The organism is Luteimonas sp. A277 (assembly GCF_054052045.1).
The window spans coordinates 233,937-260,778 of the sequence record NZ_JBSVRG010000002.1; the positions used below are offsets into that span (position 1 = coordinate 233,937).

At 65.7% G+C, this 26,842-nt stretch carries 26 protein-coding genes and 1 tRNA gene; 19 read left to right on the forward strand and 8 right to left on the reverse strand.

Annotated features, from left to right (window positions below):
• Positions 1-3: 3 nt before the first annotated feature.
• The 4 genes from tagF to ACW7G2_RS03190 all read right to left on the reverse strand — a co-directional run bounded on the left by tagF (position 4) and on the right by ACW7G2_RS03190 (position 7,177).
• Entirely contained in the window at positions 4-987 is a 984-nt protein-coding gene (gene tagF / locus ACW7G2_RS03175) for a type VI secretion system-associated protein TagF (RefSeq protein WP_456972627.1), read from the reverse strand.
• Positions 984-4,694, reverse strand: a complete 3,711-nt coding sequence (tssM, locus tag ACW7G2_RS03180; RefSeq protein WP_456972629.1) for a type VI secretion system membrane subunit TssM — start codon at positions 4,692-4,694, stop codon at positions 984-986. The genes tagF and tssM overlap by 4 nt, the downstream gene beginning before the upstream one ends.
• Before the next feature lie 26 nt (positions 4,695-4,720).
• Positions 4,721-6,172: a hypothetical protein gene (locus ACW7G2_RS03185; protein WP_456972631.1), complete on the reverse strand. Its 1,452-nt coding sequence runs from the start codon at positions 6,170-6,172 to the stop codon at positions 4,721-4,723.
• Positions 6,173-6,316: 144 nt separating this feature from the next.
• Positions 6,317-7,177, reverse strand: coding sequence for a M15 family metallopeptidase (locus ACW7G2_RS03190; RefSeq protein WP_456972633.1), 861 nt, complete (start codon positions 7,175-7,177; stop codon positions 6,317-6,319).
• 447 nt (positions 7,178-7,624) lie between these two features.
• Here ACW7G2_RS03190 and ACW7G2_RS03195 point away from each other — a divergent pair, with 447 nt between their 5' ends.
• Positions 7,625-8,185: a hypothetical protein gene (locus tag ACW7G2_RS03195; protein WP_456972635.1), complete on the forward strand. Its 561-nt coding sequence runs from the start codon at positions 7,625-7,627 to the stop codon at positions 8,183-8,185.
• Between the two features lie 3 nt (positions 8,186-8,188).
• On the opposite strand, the gene ACW7G2_RS03200 is transcribed toward ACW7G2_RS03195, so the two are convergent.
• Complete coding sequence (locus ACW7G2_RS03200) at positions 8,189-8,995, reverse strand: fused MFS/spermidine synthase (protein WP_456972637.1); 807 nt, start codon at positions 8,993-8,995, stop codon at positions 8,189-8,191.
• A gap of 152 nt (positions 8,996-9,147) precedes the next feature.
• Between ACW7G2_RS03200 and ACW7G2_RS03205 the strand changes: the two genes are divergently transcribed.
• Both ACW7G2_RS03205 and ACW7G2_RS03210 read left to right on the forward strand, forming a co-directional pair.
• On the forward strand, positions 9,148-9,891 hold the full coding sequence (locus tag ACW7G2_RS03205; RefSeq protein WP_456972639.1) for a creatininase family protein: 744 nt from the start codon (positions 9,148-9,150) through the stop codon (positions 9,889-9,891).
• 124 nt (positions 9,892-10,015) lie between these two features.
• Positions 10,016-11,389: an alanine/glycine:cation symporter family protein gene (locus tag ACW7G2_RS03210; protein ID WP_456972641.1), complete on the forward strand. Its 1,374-nt coding sequence runs from the start codon at positions 10,016-10,018 to the stop codon at positions 11,387-11,389.
• Between the two features lie 64 nt (positions 11,390-11,453).
• Here the strand turns inward: ACW7G2_RS03210 and ACW7G2_RS03215 are convergent, their stop codons facing one another.
• Positions 11,454-11,720: a DksA/TraR family C4-type zinc finger protein gene (locus ACW7G2_RS03215; RefSeq protein ID WP_456972643.1), complete on the reverse strand. Its 267-nt coding sequence runs from the start codon at positions 11,718-11,720 to the stop codon at positions 11,454-11,456.
• A 168-nt stretch (positions 11,721-11,888) separates the two neighbouring features.
• On the opposite strand from ACW7G2_RS03215, the gene ACW7G2_RS03220 reads away from it, so the two are divergent.
• The 16 genes from ACW7G2_RS03220 to ACW7G2_RS03295 all read left to right on the forward strand — a co-directional run bounded on the left by ACW7G2_RS03220 (position 11,889) and on the right by ACW7G2_RS03295 (position 24,575).
• Positions 11,889-12,209, forward strand: a complete 321-nt coding sequence (locus ACW7G2_RS03220; RefSeq protein WP_456972645.1) for a DUF2388 domain-containing protein — start codon at positions 11,889-11,891, stop codon at positions 12,207-12,209.
• A gap of 10 nt (positions 12,210-12,219) precedes the next feature.
• Entirely contained in the window at positions 12,220-14,046 is a 1,827-nt protein-coding gene (locus ACW7G2_RS03225; RefSeq protein WP_456972647.1) for a DUF7844 domain-containing protein, read from the forward strand.
• Positions 14,047-14,116: 70 nt separating this feature from the next.
• Positions 14,117-15,166 (forward strand): type VI secretion system protein TssA, encoded by a 1,050-nt coding sequence (gene tssA / locus ACW7G2_RS03230; RefSeq protein ID WP_456972649.1) that lies wholly within the window; start codon positions 14,117-14,119, stop codon positions 15,164-15,166.
• An 87-nt stretch (positions 15,167-15,253) separates the two neighbouring features.
• Complete coding sequence (locus tag ACW7G2_RS03235; protein ID WP_456972651.1) at positions 15,254-15,847, forward strand: cysteine dioxygenase; 594 nt, start codon at positions 15,254-15,256, stop codon at positions 15,845-15,847.
• 32 nt (positions 15,848-15,879) lie between these two features.
• Positions 15,880-15,966, forward strand: a tRNA-Leu gene (locus ACW7G2_RS03240).
• 161 nt (positions 15,967-16,127) lie between these two features.
• Positions 16,128-17,366 (forward strand): tyrosine-type recombinase/integrase, encoded by a 1,239-nt coding sequence (locus tag ACW7G2_RS03245; RefSeq protein ID WP_456972653.1) that lies wholly within the window; start codon positions 16,128-16,130, stop codon positions 17,364-17,366.
• Positions 17,363-17,614, forward strand: coding sequence for a hypothetical protein (locus tag ACW7G2_RS03250; RefSeq protein WP_456972655.1), 252 nt, complete (start codon positions 17,363-17,365; stop codon positions 17,612-17,614). Before ACW7G2_RS03245 ends, ACW7G2_RS03250 begins: the two co-directional genes overlap by 4 nt.
• Positions 17,615-17,744: 130 nt before the next feature.
• On the forward strand, positions 17,745-18,029 hold the full coding sequence (locus ACW7G2_RS03255) for a helix-turn-helix transcriptional regulator (protein ID WP_456972657.1): 285 nt from the start codon (positions 17,745-17,747) through the stop codon (positions 18,027-18,029).
• Positions 18,026-18,463, forward strand: a complete 438-nt coding sequence (locus ACW7G2_RS03260) for a hypothetical protein (RefSeq protein WP_456972659.1) — start codon at positions 18,026-18,028, stop codon at positions 18,461-18,463. The genes ACW7G2_RS03255 and ACW7G2_RS03260 overlap by 4 nt, the downstream gene beginning before the upstream one ends.
• Entirely contained in the window at positions 18,453-18,836 is a 384-nt protein-coding gene (locus ACW7G2_RS03265) for a hypothetical protein (protein ID WP_456972661.1), read from the forward strand. The genes ACW7G2_RS03260 and ACW7G2_RS03265 overlap by 11 nt, the downstream gene beginning before the upstream one ends.
• Complete coding sequence (locus ACW7G2_RS03270; RefSeq protein ID WP_456972663.1) at positions 18,836-20,755, forward strand: AAA family ATPase; 1,920 nt, start codon at positions 18,836-18,838, stop codon at positions 20,753-20,755. Before ACW7G2_RS03265 ends, ACW7G2_RS03270 begins: the two co-directional genes overlap by 1 nt.
• Positions 20,736-20,969, forward strand: a complete 234-nt coding sequence (locus ACW7G2_RS03275) for a hypothetical protein (protein ID WP_456972665.1) — start codon at positions 20,736-20,738, stop codon at positions 20,967-20,969. Before ACW7G2_RS03270 ends, ACW7G2_RS03275 begins: the two co-directional genes overlap by 20 nt.
• Before the next feature lie 2 nt (positions 20,970-20,971).
• Positions 20,972-21,538: a hypothetical protein gene (locus tag ACW7G2_RS03280; RefSeq protein WP_456972667.1), complete on the forward strand. Its 567-nt coding sequence runs from the start codon at positions 20,972-20,974 to the stop codon at positions 21,536-21,538.
• A 148-nt stretch (positions 21,539-21,686) separates the two neighbouring features.
• Positions 21,687-22,673, forward strand: coding sequence for a major capsid protein (locus ACW7G2_RS03285; RefSeq protein WP_456972669.1), 987 nt, complete (start codon positions 21,687-21,689; stop codon positions 22,671-22,673).
• Between the two features lie 50 nt (positions 22,674-22,723).
• Positions 22,724-23,212 carry a hypothetical protein gene (locus ACW7G2_RS03290; RefSeq protein WP_456972671.1) on the forward strand — a complete coding sequence of 163 codons (489 nt, stop codon included), beginning with the start codon at positions 22,724-22,726 and terminating at the stop codon, positions 23,210-23,212.
• Positions 23,205-24,575: a phage terminase large subunit gene (locus ACW7G2_RS03295; RefSeq protein WP_456972673.1), complete on the forward strand. Its 1,371-nt coding sequence runs from the start codon at positions 23,205-23,207 to the stop codon at positions 24,573-24,575. The genes ACW7G2_RS03290 and ACW7G2_RS03295 overlap by 8 nt, the downstream gene beginning before the upstream one ends.
• A 147-nt stretch (positions 24,576-24,722) precedes the next feature.
• On the opposite strand, the gene ACW7G2_RS03300 is transcribed toward ACW7G2_RS03295, so the two are convergent.
• Together ACW7G2_RS03300 and ACW7G2_RS03305 are read right to left on the reverse strand one after the other, a co-directional pair.
• Positions 24,723-25,034 carry a hypothetical protein gene (locus tag ACW7G2_RS03300; protein ID WP_456972675.1) on the reverse strand — a complete coding sequence of 104 codons (312 nt, stop codon included), beginning with the start codon at positions 25,032-25,034 and terminating at the stop codon, positions 24,723-24,725.
• A gap of 1,077 nt (positions 25,035-26,111) precedes the next feature.
• Positions 26,112-26,816 carry a winged helix-turn-helix transcriptional regulator gene (locus tag ACW7G2_RS03305; protein WP_456972677.1) on the reverse strand — a complete coding sequence of 235 codons (705 nt, stop codon included), beginning with the start codon at positions 26,814-26,816 and terminating at the stop codon, positions 26,112-26,114.
• Positions 26,817-26,842: the final 26 nt, after the last annotated feature.

Consider the following 26,842-nt stretch of genomic DNA (forward strand, 5'->3'; position numbering starts at 1 on the left):
GGTTCAGGCTCCCAGGAAGGTTTCGCCGAAGACCGCACGGGCGGCCTTCAGGGACAGATCATCGCGATCCACGTAGCTGGCCAGCTTGTTGAGCGCGTAATCGGCTGCAAGCTGGTCCTCCACCCAGTCGGCCGCGTCGATCCTTATCAGGTGTTCCCCGGCTGCCTGCGGATCAATCAGCGCGCGCAGTGATTCGTGGTCGGCGCCGTTGAACCCGAGCACCATCCGCGGCGCTGCGGCGGCGCTGATCAGCACCGCCAGTTCAAAGTCCCCGCGCGACACGAATCCGGAAACGATATCCAGCCAGAACGCCGCTACCAGCGGCTGGTACAGCGGATCCCGGGGCAAGGGAAGTTCCAGGCCCTTGTCGATGCTGACCCCGCCTCCGGTCAACACCGGCTGCAGCAACAGGCCCAGCGCCGGCATCGCATGGCGCAGCTGCAGCTGGGGATGACCTGATTCGCGCAGCAGTTGCTGCAGCGAACCGATGGTTTGCGTTTCCAGGAAGTCGTTGAAAGGGGCCGCATAGGCAGCCGGATCAGGGCTCAGCTCATAGCGGGCTTCACCCAGCGCCTGCAGCGGCGCGGACGGATCTTCCGCCGTGGCTGCCTCCTGCGACAGCCGCGACAGCCCGCTCCATACCCGGTTCAGGGCCATCGGGCTGCGGCCGATGAACCCGAGCGGGTTGGCCACCTCCATGCGGATGGCCGAAAGCAGCGGGAAACGCCGCTCCGAAGCATCCCGGCTGGGCCGCAGGTGACCACAGACCACCAGCCGGCTGCGCGAGCCCAGGAACGCAAAATGCACCGGGGCCGCTCCGTCATACAGCCGCTTCCAGTCCGGATTGCGGCTCAGCAATTCGATCCCGCCGCCCGCCCAGCGGTCCAGCAGCGCCATGAGCTGGTGGTTGCCCGCCGCCCGCACGAAGTCCCCTCGCGCGGGTACCTTGCCGAAATAGCCGACCTCCGCCGTCATCGTCTGCGTCATGCCCCGTCCTCCGCTTCCTGCGTCCCTTCCCCTGCCACTGACGACACCGCCGCCTGCTGCCCCACCACAACCGCGGGCAGGCGCAGCCCCCCCTGCCAGTCCCCACCGCCGCCCGAGTGCCCCTGGGTGCGCATATCAACCGTGACCGACACGTTCTGCACGTTCCAGGTCAACGTGCTGCTGTCCTCACGCTGCTGCACCTGGGCCAGCTGCATCATCCTGGCGAAACCGTTGGCCCCCGGGGCATCCACCACGTCCACGGTGCGCCCGTCACTGGTCACCGCGGTGATCTTCGCGCCCGGTATCGCGCCTGGATTGGGCCACTGGAAGCTTTCCCACACCGGCGGCGTGTTGCGATAACGCAGGCTCTGGCCATCGATCACCAGGGTGTACTCGATCGCCCCCGTTGCCGGCTCGGGCCGGATCTGGAAGACGGTGATCTCCTGCCCCTCGGCCCCTGCCGCCTGGCCGCTGACCCAGTCGCCGTAGCCGGCCACCAGCTGCGGCGCCAGAGCAACACCAAGCCCTGCCCACCGGCGCGGCTCGAGCAGGTTCCCACGCTGGATCACCAGCGAGCCCAGCGCATCCCGGTTGAATTCAGCCACTGCGCCCGACGGACCAAAAATACGGGCGATATCCGCCGCCGCCGCATCGACATCGGCGTTCTGGTCAAACGGGTAGCGACGCCCGATACCGGTGCTGTATGGCTCATGCACCTGCGCAGCCCAGATGCGGTTGATCTCCGCTTCCGTCACTGGCACCAGGGCTGCGAAGGTCTCGGTCAGCGGCCGCAGCAACAGGCTGCGCAGCGCCGCACGCTGGGCCTCGTCCAGCCCCGACAGCAGCTGCTCATCCACCAGCGCCAGCGCGGTGTTCAGTTCGGAGCCTTCATTGCTGAGCGTGTCGCGCATCAGCCGGGCCGCGCCCGGCCCCGGCTCACCTTCGGTCTGGATGGCATTGAGCCTGCTACGCAGACCGCCCAGGGTCTGGAAGTAGTTGTCGATCAGCGGCGCGTTGCCGTCACGCGGCGCAACCAGCCGGGCGAAGCCTTCGAACGCCTTGCCGATTGGCCCCATGGGCGCCGGCCCCGACTCGCCATCCGGGCCGGTCTGGGCGCCGGGTGAGGGCGATCGGCGCAGGATCACCCGCTGGAACCAGGCCACGAAGCCGCCCTCCTTCCCGCCCTGGGAGCGCATGGCACCCGGGTTGTCCCAGATGGTCTGTTCGTTGACCGTCTCAAGCAGCGCCCGCAGCGGCGAGCTGCGCGGATCGCCGATCGCATTCATCCGCGCAATGGCCGCATCGAAGTTGGCGAAACCCGACATGCCCACGCCCTGCAGGAACTTCTGCCATTCCTGCGCGTATTCCTGCTTGTACAGGGCCACCATTTCGCGGGCGATATGCTCGGGACTGCCCGCCAGCGACAGGTCGCTGCGCTCGGTCGTGTCCAGCACCCAGTCGGTGGTGCTCAACTCGGTATTGGCAGCCTCGTTGATCGCCCCTTGGATGTAGTCCTCCCAGGCCTTGCGGGTGAAGGCGCCGGAAATGGCATAGCTGCCGGTAATGATGTCGTTGTTGGCTTCCTCACCGATCAGGGTATTGACCGTCACCGTCGGGAAGCGCGTGGCCGCGCGCGCCTTGACCTGTGCATACACCCGGCTGATGGCCGGCTCACCACGGGTAGCCTGGGTCAGGGCGGCACGGGCATCGGAGACCAGTGACACCTTGCCGTCGATCTGCGGCCAGCCCGGTGCATCGGCACGGGCCACGTGGAAACTCATCAGCCGCTCAGCGGCGCGGGCCACGTCCTCGCGCGACATCTGCCCGCGGTTGGCTTCCAGCCATCCGCGCCAGAAACGGGTCAGCTGGTGCGCAAGGTGGGCCTGCTCCACGCGCTCGCTGTTGCCCAGCATCAGGTAGGTCTTGAGCGCGTTGTAGGCATCATCCGCGTCGGTCGGGGACGGCTCCTGATACAGCCCCTGGCCGCGCTCATCGTCACCGGGGCCGGCCTGGGAAAGGTCTGCCCCATGCGCCACCACCTGTCCAAGATAGGCTTCCAGGCGGGCATTGGTCGGCGCCAGCATCACCTGACGCATGCCATTGAAATACTCGTGCTGGAGCTTGGTCTCGATCCGGTCACGCTGGTACAGGCCCAGGCGCGCAACGACTCCCCGTTGCTGGCGGTGGCGGGACAGCTGTTCCAACCGGTCCTGCAGCAACAGCAGCGCGTCGATCCGCGATTCCAGGTCCACCCGTTCGTCCTGCAGCCTCACTGCCTGCTCCAGGTCGCGGGTGGCATTGGCCACCAGTTGGCGGTTGGTGGTGTAGGACCAGGTCCACAGGCCGACCACCAGCGCCAGCGCGGCCACCGCACCCAGGAACACCGCATAGCGCAGCCGCGTCCTGTGCGGACTGGAGTACTGGCGCACCAGGTCGCGGTCGGCAAAGACCACCTTGCGGAACAGGTCCTTGAGGAAGTGCGCGGTCTGCCCGGCAGGTTCGCTCGCCTCCCGTCCGGGCTTGGCCTGCAGGCTGAACTCGCGCCCCACCCGCTCGGAGGCGTAGTGCACCGAATGGCCTTCCTGCAGCGCGCTGGTGAAGTAGAAGCCGCGGAACACCGGCTGGTACTGGTAGGGGTTGTCCTCGAACAGGGTCGCGATGAAGGTGCGCAGCGCCGGCTTGATACCGGTGAACTCCAGCGGCAGGGTCAGCAGGCCGGGCGACACCTCCCGCCCGCGCGCCATGGCCATCTGCGCCAGGCTCATCTCGCGCAGCCCCTCGGCCAGTTCATCAAAGTGCTTGTCGAAGCTTGCCAGCGCGTCGGTTGCCGCACCTGGCTCGAACGGCAGCGTCGCACCCCAGACGTTCTCGCGCTCGGCCGGATCCAGCCCGCGGAAGAACTCGGTGAAACCGGCGATCAGGTCGGCCTTGGTGAACACCACGTACACCGGTGCGAACACTTCCAGCCGCTCGGTGACCTCCTGCACCCGCTGGCGCAGGTTCTTGGCCAGTTCGATGGCGAACTCCGGCTTGCTGCCCGACAGTTCGGCGATGCTGGCCGCAATGATGATGCCGTTGACCGGCGCACGCGGCCGGTTCTTCTTCAGCAGGTCCAGGAAGGTCAACCACTCCAGCCGGTCCTCGACGCTGACCGAGTAGCGGCCGGCGGTGTCGAGCACGATGCCCTCGGTGGTGAAGTACCAGTCGCAGTTGCGGGTGCCGCCAATGCCCTGGATGACGTTGCTGCGATTGTCCTCGAACGGGAACTTGAGCCCGGAATTGAGGATGGCCGAACTCTTGCCGGCCGCCGGGTTGCCGATGATCACGTACCAGGGCAGCTCGTACAGGGCGGCTTTGCCCTTGAGCACGCCGATGCGCGATGACTTGATCGCCTTGACCGCCTCCAGCATGCGTTCGCGCAGCGCCTCGGTATCGGCACGCGCGGCAGGCGCCGCGGCAGCGACGGCACGGCCGGTCTCTTCCTCGACCATGTCATCAAGTTTGCCGGCCGCCCGCCGGCCCTGGACCCTGCGCACGATCCACAGCAATGCCCAGACCAGAGCGACGAGCACGATCAGGGCAACCACCCACACGCCCAAGGTCGCGAGCCCATCGCTGCCGAAATACATCAGCGCGGCGGCGGAAACGATCCCGGCCACCGCCAGCACGCGGTAGTCGGTGAGGTAGTACCTGAGTCTGTAGAACATCGAGAACATCGGCGGCAACTTCCGTATCAGGCGGCAGGGTCCGGCTTGGGGCCGGCATCACTGGACAGGGGTTCATTGGCTACGGCAGCGCTGCCAAGCAGCGCCGCGTAGCGCATATGCGCGGGTTCCACCGACAGCGCCAGCACCGGGGCATCAGCCTTACGGGCGGCGGCGGCAGCGAGGGCAAGCAGCGCCAGCGGCCCTGCATGGCCCAGGTAGCCGCTGGCATTGCCCAGCGCCGGACATTGGACTGCGGGATCAAGTTCGGGACACGCGCTGGCTGCAGCCACGGCGGCCTCCACCGAGCGGCTTGGCCGCTGGTCGGCATCGGTGAGCACCATGGCGACCGACTCTGCGGGGAGCGCGGCCGAATCCAGCAATTCCTGCAGCAGCCGGGCGGTGGCATTCGCGGCCTGGCGCGGGGTCCCCCCCCCCGCGGCCGCCTGCTTTCGCAGGGCAAGCAGTTCAATTCCGGTCTCGCCGCTGTCCTGCAGCAGCGCGGCACCGGCCGGGCGCAACAGCACGCCCGCCGCGCCTTCCCCGGGCACCACGCCTTCGACATTGCGGCCTGATGCCAGCCCGCCCCCGGCAGCCAGGGCCTGCACTCCCCGCTCCCCGATCAGCGAGGCCGCAGTCAGCAGCAGGTGCCAGTCGCCCTGGTTGGGAGCCTGTCCGGCAAGCAACAACCGGATCCGTTCCCATACCGCCGCCGCGTCCGCCACGGCGACTATTTCGAACGTGCTCCGGCGCGGGTCCAGCCCGGCATCTGCGGCCAGACCGTGCAACCAGCCCACGCTGGCATCGCGCAGGGTGGATGTCATGTCCTGCGGCAGCAGCGCCAGCACATGCACGCTGCCGCTGTTGCGTGGTGCGGATTCCACCCGGCGCCGCAGCCCTGCCACCACCCGCTCTTCCACTTCGGGAAGCGGCGGCAGCAGGCGTTGGGCTGCTGCAAACAGGTCCAGGGCCACCGGCTCAAGTAGCGCGAGCGCGCGCAGGTGTTCTTCCGGCGAGCGCCGATCGGAACCGCTGCGCACCTGGTCTTCGATCAGCGTGGTATCCAGCTCCTTGCAGAAAGCCGCCAGCACGGGCAGACCATCACGGTCGCGCAGTGTGGGATGCAGGCCCGGGCGGCGAAGCTCCCCCAGTCGCGGAGCCAGCACGGCGGCATCATCGCCACAGGGAAGGTTGATCGCCTGGGCCAGGACGCCCAGTGGGGGCGTGTCTGGAAGGGTTTCCTCATCTGCCGGCAGTGCTTCGACAGACGGTTCGGCATCGGAGCCTGCCCTCGCGCGGCGGCGCAGTCGCACTGCAAACCAGAGGGTGGCCAGGACCGCCAGCGGCACCAGCACCAGCCAGCCGAACATCGCAGCGCCGCCGGGCGCGGCACCGCTGGAACGCCACCACAGGATCGCGCACGCCCAAGCCGCTGCGAACACCGCCAGCACCACCAGACCCACACGCAAGATCCCCGACACCCTCACATCCCGCTCCCTGCGCATACCGCTTCCGCGGTTTTCCCTGCGTCGCGCCGAAGCGCGCAATCCATGGCATCCATCTTTGCCGTTCCCGGCCGCCATCAGCGACCGGTCCGGAAAGATAGCAGGACTTGGGGCTGGATATCACCCGGCGCGGCGGCGCGCTTCGCGTGCAGCCAGGCAGGCCTGGCGCATCTCCACGTGGCCGAAGTCCCCCCAGCTCCAGCTGCCGCCCCAGACCAGGCCGGCCTCCTCGGCCAGTTCGCCATAGAGGAAATACGCGCGCTTGGTCCACGGATCCCCCATGTCCCACTGCAGCTTTCCGTCGCGCATGGGCGCGCTGTCCAGGGCCAGGCCGTACTGGTGGCAGCTCTGCCATGCGCCGGCCCGGGTCACCCGGCCTTCGCGGTACAGCTCGGCCTGGCGCTCAGGACTGCGATAGCCCTGCACCAGCACCATGCGGATGCCGTGCTCCTGGGCCAGCACCCGGTAGATCGCCAACACGCGCTGCTGCAGGTCCGGATCCAGGCGTTCCCAGCGGCGATCGGCGGTGGCGATCTCCGGCATTGCCCGCTGCGCTTCGGCGGTGGTGAACACTTCCGGCGGCGGCGCGGGCGGCGGCACCAGCCGCTCCCCCCGCATCAGCACGGCAATCGTGGATCGCGATACAGACAGGTCCTCGCCCGCAAAGCCTTCCAGCACCACCTGCTGGCGCAGCACGAGGATCAGCACCGGCGGCACGCACAACACCAGTGCCGCGACCACCAGCACCACGCGGTGGCGCCGCATCGCCGCTGCCGTGCCGGAACCGCCAGAGCGTACTGCCCTTCCTGATTCGCCTACCCGGCGCGCGACCCGGCCGCTTCCGGCAGCAGCCCTTCCCGCCAGTGCCCGCCAGGCGCGTGCCGCCATCGCTGCCAGTCGTTCCCCCGCTTCCGGAAACACCAGCAGCCAGGTCACCACGCACACGCCAAGGAACCCCAGCGCGATCCATGCCAGGATCATTCCCGCGGCTCCCGTCTGCTCGACCACGTTGACGCGCACGGGGCCACGGCTAGAATGCGGAAAAGGACTTTCTCCGGCGCCTGCCGGTCAAGAGCGGGATTGCACTTGAATATCGAAGGATCGAACCGTCCAAGTCTGGTCGCGGGGAACAGCGCCAGCGCATCGAACCAGGGATCCGCCAGCCGGATCCTTGCCGACATGGAAAATCGCAAACCAGGCACCGGCGACGCCGTACCCCGGGGCGGCACGCATCGTCTGCGATGGCTGCTGGCTGGTGCTGTCCTTGTCATCGCTCTCATCCTTGTTGCCGCCGCGCGCCTGTCCGGTTCCACCGGGGCTGACCCCTGGCGGGCCGACGGGGCAGGAACTGTCGGCCAAGCAACCCCCGCGGTGCAAGCACCTGGCAAAGATGCAGCCGCCAGGACCGCCTCGCAGCCGGCGCGGATCGTGGATGAGCGCGCTGATATCCCGGATCCGGAGTTGCGCCAGAATCCGCTCAGCCGCCTGCAGGTGCCCTCCTCGGATAGAAGCGCCACGGATGGAAGCGTGGCGGCCGGTCCGCAGGGTCAAGCAGCGTCTGCTGACGACAGGATTGCCGCGCCAGCTGTTGCGACGCGTGCCGCCTCCGCGCAAGGGCGACCCACTGGTTCGGCCCGGTCATCCCGACGCGGCCCCGAGACCACCACCCAATCAGGCAACGACCTGCTCTCGACCCTGCTCGGCATCATCAGACAGGACAGCCCTGCCACTGCCACGAGCAGCCCGATGGATGACCTCATCGCCCAGGTGCTCACCGAGAACGAGCGGACCTACAACGAAACCAGCGCCGCGCTTGCTTCGCTGGGCCAGCCGCAGTCCGCCCAGACGGAGTCAAAGCCCGTCCGCCTGAGTCGTGCCCAGCGGGCCCTGCAGTCCTGCCCGGCCGCCAACACCGTCCAGGGCATCAACTGCCGCGACCGCGTCTGCGCGCGATGGGCCGGCCGCGACCCCGCCTGCCCGGGGCGCTGACTACTACTGGTCCAAGTGCTGCTCCAACGCCTGCTCCAGGCGCGCGAACGCGGGGCCAAGCTGGCGGCGGGCAGCGTCCGGCAGGTGTCGCAACGCAGCGCCCGGCTCCAGTTCCCCTGGCCGCAGATCGTCGAGCCACGCGAACGCCACCCGGTTGCTCATCTTCGGCTCCTCCAGCATCACCACGCGGTCGCCAAAGCTTTGTTCCAGCAGATCCGCATGCCCCGCCGCATCGGTACTGAACAGGTTCACCGCCATCACCCCGCCTGGGGCCAGTGCGGCGCGACAGTCCTCATAGAAAGCCAGGGTGGATAACGCCTGCGGGATCCCGCGCTCGTCGTATCCGTCCACCAGCAGAACGTCGTAACAACCCTGCCGCGTGCGCAGGAACTGGGCGCCATCGCCGAGATGCACCTGCAGGTGCTCGTCATCGTCGGGAATCGAAAACTCGCGGCGCAGGGCAATCACCGCCGGGTTGTTCTCCACTACTTCCACCCGCGACTGCGGCAGGTGGCGATGGCAGAATTTCGCCTGGGAGCCCCCACCCAGCCCAACCATGCCGATGCGGACCGGCTCCGGCTGCAACAGCAGGGCCGCCATCATGGTCCGGGTGTAGTCGATCAGCAGAGCATCAGGATCTGCACTGAGCATCCGGCTCTGGGTCTGGGAACGGCTGAACTGCAGCGAGGTATAGCGGCCGTGCCTGCGCACGAACGGCCGCGGCAGGTCGCCGGGCTTGCGGACACCGAACAGGAGCGCCAGGCGCGCGGCCAGGCCAGTGCCGGCCCTCTTCCCGTCCTTTCCACCCATCGTCGATACACACCGCGCAGCTGCCAGCAGGCCAGCGTAACGCACCGGCAAGGGCCGCGTCACCGTTGCCGCGCGTCCAGCTGCAGGGCCGCTGCGCCCGGCCTGCCATCCGCGTTAAGCTGATTGATTACCCGAACCACAGTGATTTCAACATGCGTCTTCAACTTTGCACCTGGCCGGAAGTCGAGGCCCGCCTGGCCCGCTCGACCGGCATCATCGTCCCGATCGGCTCCACCGAGCAGCACGGTCCCAACGGCCTGATCGGCACCGACGCGATCTGTCCGGAAGTGGTGGCGGAGGCCGCGGCCGAACGCATCGATGCACTCGTGGCACCGACCATTTCCATTGGCATGGCCCAGCACCACCTGGCCTTCCCCGGCACGATCTCCCTGCGCCCGGACACGCTGATCGCGGTAGTCCGTGACGTGGTGCAATCGCTTGCCCGCCATGGCTTCCGCGAGATCTACTTCCTCAATGGCCACGGCGGCAACGTGGCCACCGTGCAGGCGGCCTTCGCCCAGTTCCATGCCGAAGCCAGCTTCGCCGGCACGGACGGCCCAGCCCCGCGGCTGAAGATCGCCAACTGGTTCGCCGGCCGGCGGGTGGCCGCGCTGTCGCAGGAGCTGTTCGGCGAGGCGGAAGGCAGCCATGCAACACCGTCGGAAATCTCACTCACCTGGCATGCCTACCCCGATCGCGCCCGGCCCATGCAGATGGAACCCAAGCTTGCGCCCAAGGGGGCATTCGGTGACGCGTTCGATTACCGGCGCAGGTTCCCGGATGGGCGCATCGGTTCGGATCCGTCGCTGTCCAGCGTTCAAGCCGGCACCCGGCTGTTCGAGGCCAGCGTCGACGACACGATCGAGGATTACGGCGCCTTCGCCGCCGGCCACTGAGCCATGTCCCTGACATCCCCCCGCCCGTGCCATTGGGGGGATGTCGCCCCGGCGACGACATTGCTAAGGTGCAGGCCGTTGCGGCAGCCGCCCGGCAGCCAGTCAAACTTGGGGAACCGCGTCGATGGAGCAACTGCAAGCCACCCTGGACCAGATCAGCTCATTCGTCTGGGGGCCGTTTCTCCTCATCCCGCTGCTGCTGCTGACCGGCCTGTACCTGACCATCCGCCTGCGCGGCCTGCAGTTCCGCGTGCTCGGCCACGCCCTGTGGCTGGCACTGGTGCGGCGCAAGGAATCCGCCGCGTGCGCCGGTGACGTTTCCCATTACCAGGCGCTGGCCACCGCCATGGCGGCGACCATCGGCGTGGGCAACATTGCCGGCGTGGCCACCGCCATCGGAATCGGCGGCCCGGGCGCGCTGTTCTGGATGTGGATGACCGGTCTGGTCGGCATGGCCACCAAGTACGCCGAGGGCCTGCTGGGAGTGAAGTACCGGCAGTTGGACGCCAAGGGTGAACAGAGCGGCGGCCCGATGTACTACCTGACCAACGGGATTGGCGGTTTCTGGGGCAAGGCCTTGGGCATCTCGTTCGCGGTGTTCGGCGCCATCGCCGCATTCGGCATCGGCAACATGGTCCAGGCCAACACCGCCGCTGGCCAGCTGCAGGCCACGTGGGACATCCCGCCAGCCTGGAGCGGCATGGCCATGGCGGTCTGCGCCGCGGCGGTGATCCTGGGCGGGATCAAGAGCATCGCCCGGGTCGCGGCCGGCGTGGTGCCGCTGATGTGCGTGATGTTCATCGGCGCCAACCTGCTGGTGCTGGTGGTGTTCGCCGACCAGCTGCCCGCCGCGATCGCGCTGATATTCACCGATGCGTTCAGCGGCAGCGCGGCTGCGGGCGGCTTCGCCGGCTCTGCCGTGATCCTGGCGATCCAGATGGGCGTGGCGCGCGGCATCTTCTCCAATGAATCGGGTCTGGGCACCGGCGCCATTGCCGCTGCCTCCGCGATCACCGATCAGCCGGTACGACAGGCCATGGTGTCCATGACCCAGACCTTCATCGACACCCTGATCATGGTCACCCTGACCGCGCTGGCAATCATCGTCACCGGCGCCTGGACCCAGGAGGGCCTGGCCGGAGCGCCAATGACCGCGTGGGCGCTGGAGCAGGCAATGGGCGGCGGCTGGGGCAACGTGACAATTGCGCTCGGGGTGCTGGTGTTCTCGTTCACCACCATCCTGGGCTGGTGCTACTACGGCGAACGCTGCATCGAGCGCCTGGTCGGCCGCCGCGGGGTGATTCCCTACCGGCTGGTGTTCTCGGTGGTGGTGTACTTCGGCGCGGTGCTGTCGCTGGAGCTGGTGTGGACGTTCTCCGATATCGCCAACGGCCTGATGGCCCTGCCCAACCTGGTCGGACTGCTGTTGCTGTCTGGCGTCGTGGTGAACGAAACCCGCAAGTACTTCGCCAACCCCAACTGGCGCGACGCCTCGTAGGTCGGCCCTGCGTGGCCGACGTGCGCGGTGGCCGGAGCCAGGATGTCGGGGGCGTAGCCCCGACCTACCGCAGCTGGCTGTCCTTGCTGCCGCGGCGGTTGTAGCCGCTGTCCAGGGCTTCGCGCGCGTCTTCCTGCTCCTGGCAGGCCACGCACAGCCGCACCCCTGGCACCGCCTGGCGGCGCGCCTCGGGGATCGGGGCTTCACAGTCTTCACACTGCGTCAGCCCCGGACCCTGGCGGAGCTGGCTGCGGGCACGATCGATACCGTCCTTCACCGTGGCGTCGATCTGATCCTGGACAGCCCCATCACCTGCCCATCCGGTTGCCATTGCGTTACCTCCACAAAACTGTCACCGCAGCACCGTGCCACGGCCTGACTGAATATCGGGTCGATGAGGCTGCCGCACAAGTCCCTGCAATCAGGATGGGTTAGGCTTGCTGCCGGCCTGCGCTGATGCCCGCGCGGCCGCTGCCCATTGCACCTTCCGGACACCATCATGCTGCGACTGTTTCTTACCTCCACCCTGCTTGTCCTTGCCACTGCTCCGGCCATGGCCAGCAGCTTCGCCGGCACCACCGCGGGCTCCGCGGCCGGCGGCTCTTCAGCGTCCAGTGGGGCGACCTCGGGCTCCACGTCAGGCAATGACAAGGTAGTGCTGCAGGCGCGTGAGGATGCCGCCGGGTTCGTGGCCAGCGAGGGCCGCGTCCGCGGCGCCTATCTGGAGGCCGCCCTGCGTCACCTGCGCGAGCGCAGCGACGACCCGCAGGTGCTGCAGGCCAGCGACATGGCCCTGGCAAAGGCCATCCTGGCCCTGTGAACCAGCCGTTGTGAACCAGCGGCGCCGCTGGCGCCCGCTGCGCTGGCTTGCCACCTGCCTGCTTGCCTGCGCGGCAGGCGCTGCGTCAGCAGACCCCACACCATTCGAGCTGGACACCTCCAGCCTGCGCGCCGAAGAAATCCAGGCCACCCGACGCCTGCTCGATGACGCCTGGTCGCGATTGCCTGCAACCTGGACGCGCTCGCTGGAATCGCCCATCCGGGTGCAGTGGCGCAGCGACCTGCCCAGTCACGTGCACGGGCGCGTTCGTGGCCAATCCATGCGCCTGCAGCGCACCCTGCTTGACGACTGGATGCGCGATGGCGACCCCGCCGCGCTTTCGGCAGTCATCCATGAATTGGCACACCTGCATGACCGGTCCGCCGCCGGCGGGCTGTCGCGTGATCCCCGCCTGCTTGACCTCGCCGGCTGGCAGGTGCGCCCGTTCCGGCTGCTGCCCCGGCTGGGCCGGAATGCTTTCGGCGATCGCAGCCCCGATTCTTACGAACTGGAGAGCCCGGCCGAATTCGTTGCAGTGAACCTGGAGCACTTCGTGCTCGACGCCAGCTACGCCTGTCGGCGGCCGGCACTCGCCGGTCACTTCGCCCACCACTTTGAAGTCGCGCTGGATACGGGACGCTGCGCACCCGGCCTGCCTTTCCTGGCGCCCGGCGAGACCGGCGCCGCCCAGTCACTGCTGCAGCTGGATCCGGACCGGGTGTACCAGGTCGACTACCTGCTGGCCGAGGGCAACGAGCGCCTGATGAGCCGCTGGGGTCACAGCATGCTGCGACTGGTGGTCTGCGCTCCCGACCGCCCGCCGGGGCCTGATTGCCGGCTGGATCTGGACCATCACCTGGTGCTCTCATTCCGCGCATTCGTGGGCGACGTTCAGATTTCCAACTGGCGCGGGCTCACCGGCTCATATCCATCGCGGCTGTTCGTGTTGCCCCTTGACCAGGTCGTAGAGGAGTACACCCGGACCGAGTTGCGCGGACTGCTCTCATTGCCGCTCCAGCTGGAACGGCCGGAAGTCTCATCCCTGTTGCAACGCGCCGCGCAGCTGCACTGGAGCTACGACGGCCGCTACCGCTTCATCGGCAACAACTGCGCGGTCGAAACCTTCAAGCTGCTCCACGATGGCGTGCCCCGGCTGGCCGCGGAAGATCTGGCCAGCATCACTCCCACCGGCCTGCAAAAACGGCTGGAGCGGGCCGGGATGCTCGATGTGTCCGTACTTGAAAATGCGGATGAAGCCACCCGTCTGGGCTACTACTTCCCGCCGCTGAGTGCGCACTACGCCGAACTGTTTGACACCGCGCGCGACGCTCTTGGCCTGCCCTACCAGCATCTTGAGCATTGGCTGGACCTTGCTCCAGAAGAGCGCGCAGGCTGGCTCACCCAGACCAGCCTGCGCGCCGGTGCAGCCCTGCTGCTGCTGGAACAGGCTGCCCTGCGCCGGAAAGAACTGATGGCCCGGGATGAACTCAAGCGCCGCTTCCTCAACCCGTCCAGCGTTGACGGGACAGCGGCCGTGGAAACTCGTGCGGCACTGGACGAACTGCTGCAGCTGGAAGACTTCCTGACCCGCCCGGCGTCACTGCTTCCCGAGTCGGGCTACGGGCTGCCACAGCAGGCGGAGCGGGCTGCGCTGGAACACGCGGCACAAGAGCACATGGAGCGGCTGAGCGAGGGCAGCCTGCAGCTGCGGGACCAGGCCCGGCGCTGGCTGCCGCCACAGCGGCGCGCCACGCTGGAGGGCATCGAAGCCAATCTGGGCCTGCTCGGCGCGCACCTGCGCAACCTGCACCGGAAGCAGGACGGCCTGCGCCTGTAGCGCTGCATCGCCGCCCTGCGCGCCGTCCTGTGTAAGATTCCCACCTCAATCGACAACCCGAGTACCCGCCATGCTGGAACTGGATGACCTGCTGGCCCCGATCTCCCCAGATCACCCCGCAGGCGAAGATCTTTCTTTCTCCGCCGAATTCGACGCGATCCAGGAAGCCCGTCGCGCCGACGACCCGACCCTCGACCAGGGGGAGTGGATCACCGATATCAAGTACGCCGACTGGCCGACCGTTGCCCGGATCTGCGACGAACTGCTGCGTGCCCGCACCAAGGATCTGCGCGTGGCGGCCTGGCACACCGAGGCCAGCGCCCAGCTGCGCGGATTCCCCGGGCTGGCTGCCGGCCTGCGCGCGGTGGCCGGGCTGTGTGAACAGCACTGGGACCATGTGCATCCCCAGGACCACGACGCCGGCCACGAAGAGCGCATCGGCAATCTCGGCTGGCTGCTGGCCAATGCCGCGCAGTGGGTGCGAACGCTGCCGATCACCCAGGCGCCGCAGGGCAGCTTCGGCCTGGGCGACTTCGAAGCCGCCCACGCACGCGGCGGCGACGGCGGGGACAACCCCGACGGCCAACCCGGCCTGGAAGTGCTGGAAGCTGCCAGGCGCGGGACTTCGCACGGGTTCTACACCCAGCTGCTGGCCGACCTGCCCGACTGCAGGGCAGCGCTGGAACAGCTGCGCGACGCGGTTGATGTGCGCCTGGGCGCCGACGGCCCCAGCTTCAGCGCGCTGTTCGACCAGCTCGAACACCTGCACCACACCGTGGCCCGTTCCGCCCGCGAGGCGGGACTGCTGGTTGACGGCACCGAAGCAGCCGACGACACACCGGCAACCGCCGGCGCAACGGAAAGCGGCGCCCCTGCACCCGGCAATGGCGGCCCCATCGCCTCACGCCGGCAGGCGCTTGCCCAGCTGCGCGAAGTGGCCGAATTCTTCCGCCGCACCGAGCCGCACAGCCCGGTGGCCTACCTCGCCGACAAGGCCGCCAGCTGGGGAGAAATGCCCCTGCACGTGTGGCTCAAGCGGGTGATCAAGGACGACAGCACGCTCTCCCAGGTGCAGGAGCTGCTGGACGTAGCCGAAAACCAGGAGTCACTTGGCGGCTGAGGACGCCGGGCTCATGGCAGCCGCAGCTGGCACCACCGCTGCGGCAATGCAACATCACCCTGCTCTGGGGCGACGTAGAATGCCCCCATGAGCACTCCCAACCTGCCGGACATTCCTTTTCAGGGCCGCGACAAACTGGTCGACGCGGTGGACGAGGCTGTTGCCGGTGAAGATGTTCACGCCATTACCGCGGCGCTGCGCGGCGCCATGTGCGAGCTGATCCGCGACCCCGCGGTACAGCTGCCCGATTGCGTGCATCAGCCCATCCAGCACCACTACGCCCGCCGCGAGCTGTACCGCAGCCCGGAGCATGGCTACAGCATCGTCGCGATGACCTGGGGCCCCGGCCAAGGCACGCCCATCCACGATCATTGCGGCCTGTGGTGCGTGGAAGGCGTCTGGGACGGCGAGCTGGAAATCACCCAGTACGAACTGCTGGAAAACCTGGGCGAGCGCTGCCGTTTCCGCCCCGCCGGCGGCCTGCGGGCGGGTCCCGGCAGCGCGGGCAGTCTGATTCCGCCGCACGAATACCACACCATCCGCAACGCCAGCGACGACCGCGTGGCCATCTCCCTGCATGTCTACAAAGGGCCGATGGACCGCTGCTGCACTTACCAGCCCGAGGAGGGCGAGTGGTACCGGCGCGCCGATGCGACGCTCAGCCTGGACAGCGTCGCCTGATCCGCTGCGGGTCCGTTATAATCCACGACCGCGCCGGAATGGCGGAATCGGTAGACGCAACGGATTCAAAATCCGTCGCCCTTAAAAGCGTGAGGGTTCGAGTCCCTCTTCCGGCACCATAGCGACATATCAGCAAGTCTCAAAACGTCTCTAAGTGGCTGATTGGCAAGGGATACCCTCCCCCTATGCCTCTCACCACGTTTCAGCGCGTCTCTTTGCATCCCGTCTTTCTAGGCGGTAACTTCAGCGGTAACAGACCTACCGCCCCGGAGTTACCGTCATGACGCTTACCGCTACCGCCATCCGCCAGAGTCGCCCCGGACCGTCCCCGCAGAAGCTGCGCGACGGTGGCGGCCTGTACCTGCTGATTCCGGCTGCCAAGCCCGGCGCACCTGCTCCTGCCCCTGCTGCCGTCTCGCGCTGGTGGCGACTGGACTACCGCCGGCCAGTGACCGGGAAGCGGAACACGCTATCGCTTGGCACCTTCCCCGACGTATCGCTAGCGGATGCCCGCCGCAAGCGCGATGACGCCCGCAAGCTGCTAGCGGAAGGCGTAGACCCCGGTGCAGCCCGTAAGACCGGCCAGCGCGAAGCCGTGACCGCAGCGGCCAACACGTTCGGGGCAGTCGCTGCCGAATGGATGGAAATGCAGCGTAAGAAATACGCGCCGCGTACCTACATCAAATCGCAATGGCTGCTGCAACAGGCCACCGGCTTGGACGCTATGCCAATCCGCGAAATTACGCCGCCGGACGTGCTGGACGAACTGCGCAAGATCGAAGCGAAGGGCCACCACGAAACAGCGCACCGCGTTAAAACGAAGGTGTCGCAGGTGATCCGCTATGCCATCGCTACGGGCCGGGCCGTCCGCGATCCGACCGCAGACCTGCGTGGGGCGTTGGCTCCGGTGGTGACGACCTCTCACGCCGCCGTGACCGATCCGGCGGACGTGGCGGACCTGCTGCGCGGCATAGACGGCTACATCGGCCAGCCGACCACGCAAGCCGCGCTAAAGCTGGCCCCGCTGCTGTTCCTGCGGCCCGGCGAGTTGCGCGGCATGGAATGGGGCGAACTAGACCTGGACGACGCCGCGCCAACGCTCCGAATCCGGGGCGAGCGCATGAAGATGCGCGAGGGGCACGTGGTCCCGCTGTCACGGCAGGCGGTGGCGATCCTGCGCGAGTTGCAGCCCGGGACCGGCTCCGGTCCCTACGTGTTCCCCAGCCTGCAAGGCCGCAGCCGCTACATGAGCGAGAACACGATCAATACCGCGCTGCGGCGGATGGGTTATGACGGGCAGACCATGACCGGCCACGGCTTCCGGGCAATGGCTTCCACGCGGTTGAACGAAATGGGCTACCCGACCGACGTAATCGAACGCCAGCTGGCCCACGCCGAACGCAACAAGGTTAAGGCCGCCTATAACCGGGCGCAGTACATGGACGACCGCCGCAAGATGATGCAGGAATGGGCGGATTACTTGGACGCGTTGAAGGCGGAAAAGAAGGCCGCAGCATGAGCCATCGCTTTCCAATTGATAATGACAAACCGATGCCGCCGCCCGACAAGGGCGGCAGGCCGCCTGTGGTTCGCAAGATCGCAGCGAAGTACGCCGCAGACTTAGCCGCAGGCAAGTACGCAAGCGTAGACGAAGCCGCCGCCGCATACATGGCGGAACATAAGCCGCAGATTAGCGCGACACGCGAAGCCGACGCGGCGAACTATCGGGCACATATGTCGCGATTCATTGAACTAATGTCGCAATAGTTATCGGACCAGATAGCGTATCGCTATACCGTATCGATACAACGTATCGTATAACGTAGAGGTTATTATCCTAGACCTCTCCGAACGCGGCGGATAATGTCGGTTGCAAGCTAATACCTTGTGAGACGACATGAATACCCCGAAGACGCTGCCCCAAGATAACCCGCCGCTGGTGGGCCGGGTCCGAATCGCGCAGGTCGTGCCCGTGGTCGGGCTTTCTCGCCCCACGATTTACCGGATGATTGAACGCGGCGAGTTTCCCCGTCCGCAGCGAATCAGCGCCCGCGCCAGTTTGTATGACGCGGCGGAAGTCTGCGATTGGCTGCGCGATCCACTCGCCTGGGCAGCACGTAACAAGGCCGCGCAGGCCACCCCGACCGCCCCAACCGCCGCCGATGGCTGGGGGCAGGCATGAATACCGAAGCCGAACTTACCGCGATGCTTCGCGCCGGTGCCGATGCGCCGTGCGGACCGGAACAGCGTGCCGGCATCATCGCGCTGGCCGTCATGATCTTTTGGCACCCCCAAGCCGGAGACATGCCGGAGAATCCGGCAGCCCGTTACGCCCTTGTCGGGCAGCTTGCGAGCAACCCAAGGGCGTGGGTTGTCGCATCGCGTCCCGATCATGTTTGCGCCTTCATCCGACCGCCCATCTATGCGGCCAAAGATGCCCGCCCGATCTTCGGAATGAAGTCTATCGACTTCCGCCAGTGGGACACGATCAAAGACGTGATCGACGCCGGCTTAAGGGTTGACGGCCATGAAGTCCCTGCCGCCGTGAAGCCCGCCATCCGCGACGCCTACGAAGTGTGGCGCAAGGCGCAATGGGGGCCACGCGATGACGGATAAAGACGTTGCCGCCGCCCTTGCCGCCGCCCTTAGCGTCGAAGTGATTACCGGCGTTGCAAAGCTGCTGCATGAATTCGCCGGAGCGATACCGGAAGCATTGTTGCCGCCGAACCGTGCCCACGTATTCGCGCAGCTTGTCGCCGGTGCCGATAGCTGGCGCATTGTGTCGCACCCCGGCCACCGCTGGCCGGTAGTACGCTCGCCGTATACGGCGGATAAAACGCCGTTTGTTTGTTCGGTTGATCTAACGACGCTGACGCCTGAAGGCGGCGACGCGATGCGCTATGCCGTGCCGGCCCATATCGTCGCCAAGCTGGTGGAATTGGGGCACGGGTATCGCCTATGGCACGCCGATGCCAAGGGCAACGCGTAATGATGGCCCCGGACGCTGCGCCCTTCGCGTGGGCAAGTGCCGGCGAGGCCGCACGGTTCCTAGCTGTCCTTGATCCTGCCGACGGCTTCCACTTCCGCACCTTTAGCGAACCGACCAAAGGCAATGGGGCGAAGTACGCCGGCCCGCTGTCGGAAGTGTTCGACACGCTGGAACGCGCTAATGCTAACGGGCATGGCGTCTTTGTCGTGGTCAATGAAGGTGGACAGGATCAAACGGCGATTACGCGAGTCCGTGCCGTGTTCGCAGATATGGATGATGCGCCGCTTGATCCGGTGTTGGCTTGCACCCTTGCCCCTTCGCTTGTCGTGCAGTCGTCGCCTAACCGCTTCCATGCTTATTGGCTGCTGTCCGATGCGCTGCCGCTAGACGAATTCAAGCCGGTTCAAAAGGCCATCGCCGCAAGGTTCGGCGGTGATCCTGTTGTGTGCGACCTGCCCCGCGTGATGCGGCTGCCCGGCTTCCATAACCGCAAGGGCGAACCCTACCCGGTTGCGATGCGTGACGACCTTAGCAGCGGCCAGCGTTACAGCGCCGATGCCATCCGCCGCGAGTTTCCGCCGAACGTCCACCACTTGCCCACGGCGGCAGGAACGGCAACGGCAGGAACACCGCCAGCGGTCGCAGGACCGCCACCCGGCCCCGGCAGCCACGCTACGCTTCCGGCCATCTTCGACGCCGCCAGCAACGCGCCGGCCTTGGATATCGCAGCGGTCGGCGCCGCGCTGCGCCACCTGGACGCCGGCAATAGCGAACAGTGGCGCATGGTCGCCTGTTCGCTACGCGCCTTCCCGGAAGGATGGGGGCTGCTGGATGCGTGGTCACAGACCGCACCGGCCCACTACAGCGAGGGTCGCAACCGGGCCGCATGGTCGAAGCTGACGCCGTTTGACGGCGGTGCCGCCGTCCTGTTCGCCGCCGCGATGAAAGCCGGTTGGACCAATACCGCTACCGCCCCTGCCGTTGCCGTTCCTGCCGCCCGCCCGCTGACCTTTTCCCGCGTTGGCGAACTGTTGAACGAACCGCCGCCGGAATACTTGATTGATGGCTGGCTGGTGGTCGATACGCTCGCCGGCATGATTGGCCGCAGCGGAAGCGGCAAGTCTTTCTGTGCCCTAACGATGGCGCTTTGCATTGCAACCGGAAAGGACTTTTTCGGATGCGAAGTCAAAGCCGGCAGCGCCTTCATGCTCGCCGGAGAAGGCCGCGCAGGACTCACGCGCCGGGCGAAGGCGTGGGCCACGGTAAACGGTGCGGCGCTTGATGCCGTCCCGCTGTTCATTGCCGACCGTCTGCCGCCGCTTACTGAAAACGTCGGGGCGATCATCGCCGCCATCGGCACGCTGCTGGCGGAACATGGCCCGCCGCGCTTGATCGTGATTGACACGCTAGCCCGCGCCTTTAATGGCGAGGATGAAAATAGCGCCGCTGCAATGTCGCAGTTTGTCGCGGCGCTAGACCGTATGCGCGCCGAACTGCAAGGCGTGACGGTGCTGATTATTCACCATACCGGCCATGACGGCACAAGGGCGCGCGGTTCATCCGCTTACTACGCGGCGCTAGATATTGAAATCATGATCGAACGCGACAAGCACGACCGCGTAAGCATGAATAACACGAAGTCGAAAGACGCCGCACCGCCGGACCCAATGATTTTTGAATTGGAGCCTGTCGAATTAGACGACGGTCCGGCATCCGCTGCCCTACGGCTTCCGCATGACCCGGCGGCAGCCGTGCAAGAGCAATGGATCAATCAAATCATTCTGGAGCCTGCCGCAGTTGGCAATGGTTACAAGCTAAGCGAGCGCGAAGCCGTCGCGACGTTAACCGGAATGAATATCGAAATCAGCCGCCAAGCAATCGGCAAACGTAGGAGGAAACATGAAAATGAAACCGGATAATTTTACTGACACCCTTTCCCGCGCCGAACTCGTGGAGGAAGTCGAGCGACTGCGCACGCATAACCGCCGCTTGTTTCAAGAGACAAAGCGAGCCAAGCATAACGCGATGGTTTTAGCCGAGGTTGTCCAAGGGATGCGCAACAAGGAATCCCCACGCAATCGCGGCCTGTTGGACAAGCTGGCCGAAAATCTCACCTTTCCAAGGAATAGATAACCATGACCGATAAGACCGTAGACCCCGAAGCCCTGCAATCCGAAGTCGAAAGACTGCGGAAACATTCGGAATCGCTGCTAGAAGAAAAGCGAGCAGAGAAACGCGCAAAGGATGAAGCCCTTGCGAAGCTGTCGGCAGTAGAAGCGGAGCGCGACAAGCTGGCCGGCGACTTGCAGGCCATCAGGCTGGACGGCCCGGTTGAACGGTTGATCGAGGAAACCGCCGCCGATCCCGTGATATTCAGCGCCCTGTTCGATCGCGCCGGCTACCGCTTCGCCCTGGACGACGGCCGCCCGTGCCTGCTGGACAGCGAGGGCGAGCGGCTGACGACCACGGGCACCGACGGCAAGGCGGAGCCAGTCCCGTTTGAGCCTGCCGCGCTGGCTGCGTACCTATTACCGCCAGACAAGCCCCGCAGCGAGTGGACAGCGGACGAAACCCGATGGGCCGGCGTGCTGAATGGCAGCCGGGCTAGTGGCAGCGGTGCGACCGTGCATCGCAGTGCCGGTGCCACGGCAAAAGGCGAGCCGGAAAAGCCGCAGGCTTCCCAATCGTTTGGCTTGAAATAGGATTATCCGGTATATTCGACGTGCGACCCGCTGCGCGTAGTAACTCGCAAACGGTCCGCGTCTTTCCCCGCGTAGTCACGCGGCGGCATAACGCCACGTCCCGGCGGTTGCCGAATCAAACATTCCCTTTGATTCGGAGCAATACATCATGGCTACTACTCGCCTTTCCGACGTTATCGTACCGTCGGCCTTCACCCCTTACATTATCGAGAACACCTTTGAACTGTCCGCGCTGGTGCAATCCGGCGTTGCGGCTCGCAATGCGGTAATTGATACGCAGCTTGCCGCCGGTTCCGATGCGTTTGCCGTTCCGTTCTGGCGTGACCTGGGGAACGACGAGGCTGATCTGTCCAACGATGACCCGGAAGATCACAGCACCCCGCGCAAGCTGTCCGCCGGTTCGCAGCGCGTCCGCAAGTCCTATCTCCACGCGTCATGGTCAAGCATGAACCTTGCCAGCGAACTGGCCGGGGCCGATGCCATCGCACGGATTCAAGATCGCGTTACCGCCTACTGGGACCGCCAGTTGCAGCGCCGCATTGTCGCGAGCCTTCAGGGCGTCATGGCAGACAACATCGCGAATGATTCCGGCGACATGGTGCATGACATTTCCGCAGAGACCGGCGACGCCGGCAACTTCAGCGCGGAAGCCGTCATTGATGCCGCCGGCACGATGGGCGACAACATGGACGCTGTAACCGGCATCGCCATGCACAGCGACAAGTACCGGGCCGCGCTGAAGTCGGACCTTATCGACTTCATCCAGCCGTCGCAGGGCGGACGTATTGCCCTGTATCGCGGCCTTGCGGTGATCGTGGATGACGCTCTCTCTGCCGACGGTGGCGTTTATACGTCAATCCTGTTCGGTGGTGGTGCGCTTGGCTACGGCATGGCGGAACCGACCGTTGCCGACGGCACGGAAATCGAGTCGATTCCGTCCGCAGGTAACGGCGGTGGCATGTCGGTCCTGCACAGCCGCCAGAACGTCGCAGTTCACCCCGCCGGCTTCAGCTGGGTCGAAGGCACGCTTGTGGAAATGTCGCCCTCCCTTGCCGACCTGCGCGGCGCGACCCACTGGGACCGCGTGGCAGCCGAGCGTAAGGCCGTACCGCTGGCCTTCCTGCTGTCCAAGTGACGCAACGCCGGGGCGGTGCAACGCCGCCCCGGTTTTCAAGGGTGACGACAATGACCGAACCGAAGAAAAAGCGCATGGGAAGGCCGAAGAAACAGCCGCCGCCCAATGCAGCCGAACGTATCCGCGAACTAGCCGCCGAAGGCCATACGAAACGCGGCATTGCAATCATGCTGGGAACGCACTTTGAAGCGTTCAACCGCTGGTTGCATGAAAACCCGGACTTGCAAGAAGCGTTCAACGCCGGACGCGAGAAAGAACACCACGCGCTGTTTAATTCGTTGTTTGTGCAAGCCACGAAGAAAGGCCACGTAACCGCCGCAATCTTCCTGTTGAAGGCGCGTCACGGCTACCGCGAGGGCGATCAGTCCGACACCGCAAACAAGGTGCAGATCAATTTCCAGCTTCCCGGCGCTATGCCGATGGAACAATTCAAGGGCGCATTAGAAGCGACTGTCGGCAGCAAGGGCAAGGGCGCAAAGGATCAAGAGCGCGGCGCGGATGGCTGGCCGGTTGTGAAGGTGGGCCACGACCATGACTAGCGAAACGATCGCGCTAAGCGAGTTTCAGAATCAGGTCATGGCGCTACCTGAAGAACTGGACGTATTTCTAGGCGGCGGACGTGGCGGCGGTAAATCGTACCTGCTGGCGCTGTTGGCCCTGCGCCATATCGAGCAATATGGCAAACATGCGCGGATTCTTTACATCCGAAAGACCTACAAAGGACTGTCGGACTTTGAACTAATCACGCGTGAGATATTCGGCAATATTTACGCCACCGCAGCGCGGTACAACGCAGCGGAACACGTATGGCGTATGCCCAACGGCGGTTATATGGAGTTGGGCCAGCTTGAAAGCCATTCGGACTATGCCAAGTATCAAGGGCGTAGCTTTACCCTACTGCTAGTGGACGAAGCTGGGCAGTTTGCATCGCCGGACCTGTTGGACATCCTGCGGTCAAACCTACGTGGCCCGGCCAACGTGCCAATCCGAATGGTGATGGCAGCGAATCCCGGCGGCGTGGGGCACCATTGGCTAGCGCGGCGCTACGTGTTCGCTTCCGGCCCGTGGCTGCCGTTCGATGAAGAAAAATCCAAACGGCAATGGGTTTATGCGCCATCGACGTTCGACGGCAACGCCTTCATTGATCGCGAGCAGTACCGTAGTCAATTGGAGTCGGCCTGTCCCGGTGATCCCGAATTGTTGCGGGCTTGGATCAGCGGAGATTGGGCCGTAAACCGTGGCGCATACTTTGCCCACGTCCTAGACGAAGACCGCAACGCGGTAGACCCGTGGCCGGAACTGCCGCCGGGTTGGGATTGCTACCTTGCCCACGATTTCGGATCGTCCGCCCCGTCGGCGACTTACGTCTTCGCGATCAGTCCAGGCGACACGGGACCGGATGGCCGATGGTATCCGCGTGACAGCCTTGTTGTGGTGGACGAACTCGCCACCACGCGGGGCGACAGTTTGGATCAGGGCAACGGCTGGACGGTGCCTGTACTGGCCGAGGCCATCCGGGCGCTGGCGGCTCGCTGGAGCGTGGAACCGTCCGGCGTGGCAGACGACGCGATCTTTGCCCGGACCGGCCACGGTGCCGGCAGCATTGCCGACGAATTCAAGCTGGCCGGCGTCCACTTTGAGCCGGCCCGCAAGGCGGATCGCCTGTCGGGCTGGAACCGGATGCGGCGGCTACTACAGGACGCCGGCAAGCCCGACCGGCCCGGCCTGTATGTGTCGCGAGCCTGCGAATACTTTTGGGCGACCGTGCCCTATCTCACCCGTGACGCGAAGCGGATTGAGGATCTGGACAGCACCGGCCCCGACCACGGGGCGGACGCCATCCGCTATGGCTGTCTGCGCAAGGCATGGGCCACGTCAGTGGCGGTGAAGTGGATGCAATAGCCGCCCTGCGCCCTCCCTGCCCCTGCCGCCTGCCGTGTAGAAGGGGCCACGGTCGCCACGTCGTCCGCCTAGGTACATTCCCAGCCTAGGCGGTGGCCCGTGGTCCCTCCTAGACGGCAGGAAGGGCAGGACAGGGCTTGCAGGGCGCTAGGCGTCGCCCTTAGCCGGCCATCCGTCCCACGTGTCGCCGGCTGCGGCCGCTAGAAGTATCTGCAACAGTACGAATGCGTGGGCGTTATCGAACGGCTTTTCGATTAACGTCCGCTTCCCATGCTCATCGGCGGTTTCTCCTACTACCGTGGGGCGGTACAGGAACGTTGTTCGCTCGCGTTGTCGCCTATCGTAGTTTTCCATGATGCGTTGGCCTATGGCTTCGCGTGCGTCGCCGCGGCAATCCTCCAATTCCTGCGCCAATTCTTTTGCAGCTTCCGTGATCGCTTCAATGCGTTCGCTTGTCATGGTCAATCCTTGCGGTATGGGTTGCGGTTTGACTATGCGGGATTAGGTGATGGGTCGCTAATTGGTGGTGATGGCGATGGGATGTCCTGTTTCCCTACCCTCCCTAACGTTAAAAAAGCGTTGGCTACCAGTGGCTACCTAGGGGGCCGCAGTGGCTACCGGTTTTGGCTACCACTTGGCTACCGTGGCTACCGGGTGGCTACCTAGGCCAATTGCCAAAAACGGCGCTATATCAACGTTTCTAGCCCTAAGTGGCTACCAGTGGCTACCACGTGGCTACCGCCGCCGCCCGTAGTGGCTACCACTGCCCCACCCCTATAGGGGTGGGCGGTAGCCACGGTAGCCAGCGGCCACGGGTAGCCGGGCAAGATCAATTCAAAAATCAAGATCATCAACCGGACCGGAAGCGGTCGCCCTGCCCTACTCGCTAGGCCGCACCTGTCGCGCCCTGCTGCCCCTGCTGTTCCTGCCGACCCATCGTTACCGCCGCGCCTTGCGACGGCCTAGGGCAACCGCAGTGGCGGCGCTAGGGGCAAGCCGCGACGGTAGGGACACTGGCCGGCACCGCTGCCGGTCCGTACCGTTGGCCGGCGATGCTGTCGCTACTGGCGGCGCTGTCGTGGCGCTGCTGCTGCTGTCCATGCTCGCCGCTGTTGTCGCTGTCATGGCCCTTGTGTCAGCACTGGCCGGCCAGCCTAGCCGTACCGCGTAGGACAGCCGTAGCGGCGGCCTGTAGCCCGGCAACCCTAGGGGCGACTTGCCTACGCTGCGGACGTTGGCGGCGAACCTGTCGCGTCACGCTGCGCGCTTGCGGCTGTTGGGCGGTCATGGCTCCCTGCGGCGTGATCGCTGTCGCGCTGCCAGCCTGTAGCGAGTCGCTAGCGTTCGCGCTAAGGTGGCGCTGTTGCGCGTCCTGGCGTCCGGTGAATCGAACCCGGCCACCGCCGTTTAGCTGGCGGTAAGTTTGGCGGTAACTTACCTAACCCACAACGAAATAACCCTTATATATCAATGGGTTATGCCGTGCTTGTGATGCCCCCTTCCGGCACCAATGACCCGTCCCAGCCAGATCACGGCCTACGCTCCGGCAGCCCCGGACAGCTTGGCCGGCAGCGCAAAGCATTCCACGAACCGGCGCGCCAGCCGGCGGTCGCCTCCCAGCCGCAGCGCGCCCTCCTCTTCGGCCTGCTTGAACGGCCGCTTGCCGTAGACCAGGGTCACGAAGGTGGTGGTGTCGGTGTCGAATGTCACATCGGCTTCCTCCGCCTCGCCGCGCTCGATCTCCAGCCCCTCCGCCGTAAGCCGGCCCACGAACGCGTTGCCGGGGAAGCGGAACGCCACGCTCATCGACAGCGGCTTGCGATCAGCACGCAGCGTGGTCCGCAGCGAGAGCATGGCCGAGACCGCCGACAACGGCCGCATCGGGTCGTGCAGCGGCGAGCGCATCGCCCAGCGACCCAGCGTCTGGAAGATCGGCTCAGCCTCCAGGCCCCATTCAGTCAGCTCGTAGACCTGCACGCTGGCCGGCGGAGGCAGCTTGCGCCTGCGCACGATCCCCGATCGCTCCAGTCCCGCCAGCCGCTGGGTCAGGACGTTGGCACTGATTCCAGTGAGATCGGCCCTGAGCTCGGAGAAGCGGCGCGGGCCCAGCATCAGCTCGCGCATGACCAGCAGCGACCAGCGCTCGCCGACGAATTCAAGCGCGAGCGCGGTCCCACAGGCGTCGTCGTACCAGCGCCTGGGAACGGGCCCACCACCTTCACTAATTTTTTCTAACTTCATAGTTGTTTTTTATAACTCATAGGCGC

Coding starts and splice junctions, on each gene's coding strand:
- tssA (WP_456972649.1), top strand. CDS start 14,117: ATGCTGGAACTGGATGACCTGCTGGCCCCGATCTCCCCAGATCACCCC.
- ACW7G2_RS03280 (WP_456972667.1), top strand. CDS start 20,972: ATGACCGATAAGACCGTAGACCCCGAAGCCCTGCAATCCGAAGTCGAA.
- ACW7G2_RS03200 (WP_456972637.1), bottom strand. CDS start 8,995: ATGGGTGGAAAGGACGGGAAGAGGGCCGGCACTGGCCTGGCCGCGCGC.
- ACW7G2_RS03295 (WP_456972673.1), top strand. CDS start 23,205: ATGACTAGCGAAACGATCGCGCTAAGCGAGTTTCAGAATCAGGTCATG.
- ACW7G2_RS03245 (WP_456972653.1), top strand. CDS start 16,128: ATGACGCTTACCGCTACCGCCATCCGCCAGAGTCGCCCCGGACCGTCC.
- ACW7G2_RS03275 (WP_456972665.1), top strand. CDS start 20,736: ATGAAAATGAAACCGGATAATTTTACTGACACCCTTTCCCGCGCCGAA.
- ACW7G2_RS03260 (WP_456972659.1), top strand. CDS start 18,026: ATGAATACCGAAGCCGAACTTACCGCGATGCTTCGCGCCGGTGCCGAT.
- tagF (WP_456972627.1), bottom strand. CDS start 987: ATGACGCAGACGATGACGGCGGAGGTCGGCTATTTCGGCAAGGTACCC.
- ACW7G2_RS03305 (WP_456972677.1), bottom strand. CDS start 26,816: ATGAAGTTAGAAAAAATTAGTGAAGGTGGTGGGCCCGTTCCCAGGCGC.
- ACW7G2_RS03290 (WP_456972671.1), top strand. CDS start 22,724: ATGACCGAACCGAAGAAAAAGCGCATGGGAAGGCCGAAGAAACAGCCG.
- ACW7G2_RS03190 (WP_456972633.1), bottom strand. CDS start 7,177: ATGATCCTGGCATGGATCGCGCTGGGGTTCCTTGGCGTGTGCGTGGTG.
- ACW7G2_RS03210 (WP_456972641.1), top strand. CDS start 10,016: ATGGAGCAACTGCAAGCCACCCTGGACCAGATCAGCTCATTCGTCTGG.
- ACW7G2_RS03265 (WP_456972661.1), top strand. CDS start 18,453: ATGACGGATAAAGACGTTGCCGCCGCCCTTGCCGCCGCCCTTAGCGTC.
- ACW7G2_RS03285 (WP_456972669.1), top strand. CDS start 21,687: ATGGCTACTACTCGCCTTTCCGACGTTATCGTACCGTCGGCCTTCACC.
- ACW7G2_RS03270 (WP_456972663.1), top strand. CDS start 18,836: ATGATGGCCCCGGACGCTGCGCCCTTCGCGTGGGCAAGTGCCGGCGAG.
- ACW7G2_RS03300 (WP_456972675.1), bottom strand. CDS start 25,034: ATGACAAGCGAACGCATTGAAGCGATCACGGAAGCTGCAAAAGAATTG.
- ACW7G2_RS03235 (WP_456972651.1), top strand. CDS start 15,254: ATGAGCACTCCCAACCTGCCGGACATTCCTTTTCAGGGCCGCGACAAA.
- ACW7G2_RS03220 (WP_456972645.1), top strand. CDS start 11,889: ATGCTGCGACTGTTTCTTACCTCCACCCTGCTTGTCCTTGCCACTGCT.
- ACW7G2_RS03205 (WP_456972639.1), top strand. CDS start 9,148: ATGCGTCTTCAACTTTGCACCTGGCCGGAAGTCGAGGCCCGCCTGGCC.
- ACW7G2_RS03215 (WP_456972643.1), bottom strand. CDS start 11,720: ATGGCAACCGGATGGGCAGGTGATGGGGCTGTCCAGGATCAGATCGAC.
- ACW7G2_RS03250 (WP_456972655.1), top strand. CDS start 17,363: ATGAGCCATCGCTTTCCAATTGATAATGACAAACCGATGCCGCCGCCC.
- ACW7G2_RS03255 (WP_456972657.1), top strand. CDS start 17,745: ATGAATACCCCGAAGACGCTGCCCCAAGATAACCCGCCGCTGGTGGGC.
- tssM (WP_456972629.1), bottom strand. CDS start 4,694: ATGTTCTACAGACTCAGGTACTACCTCACCGACTACCGCGTGCTGGCG.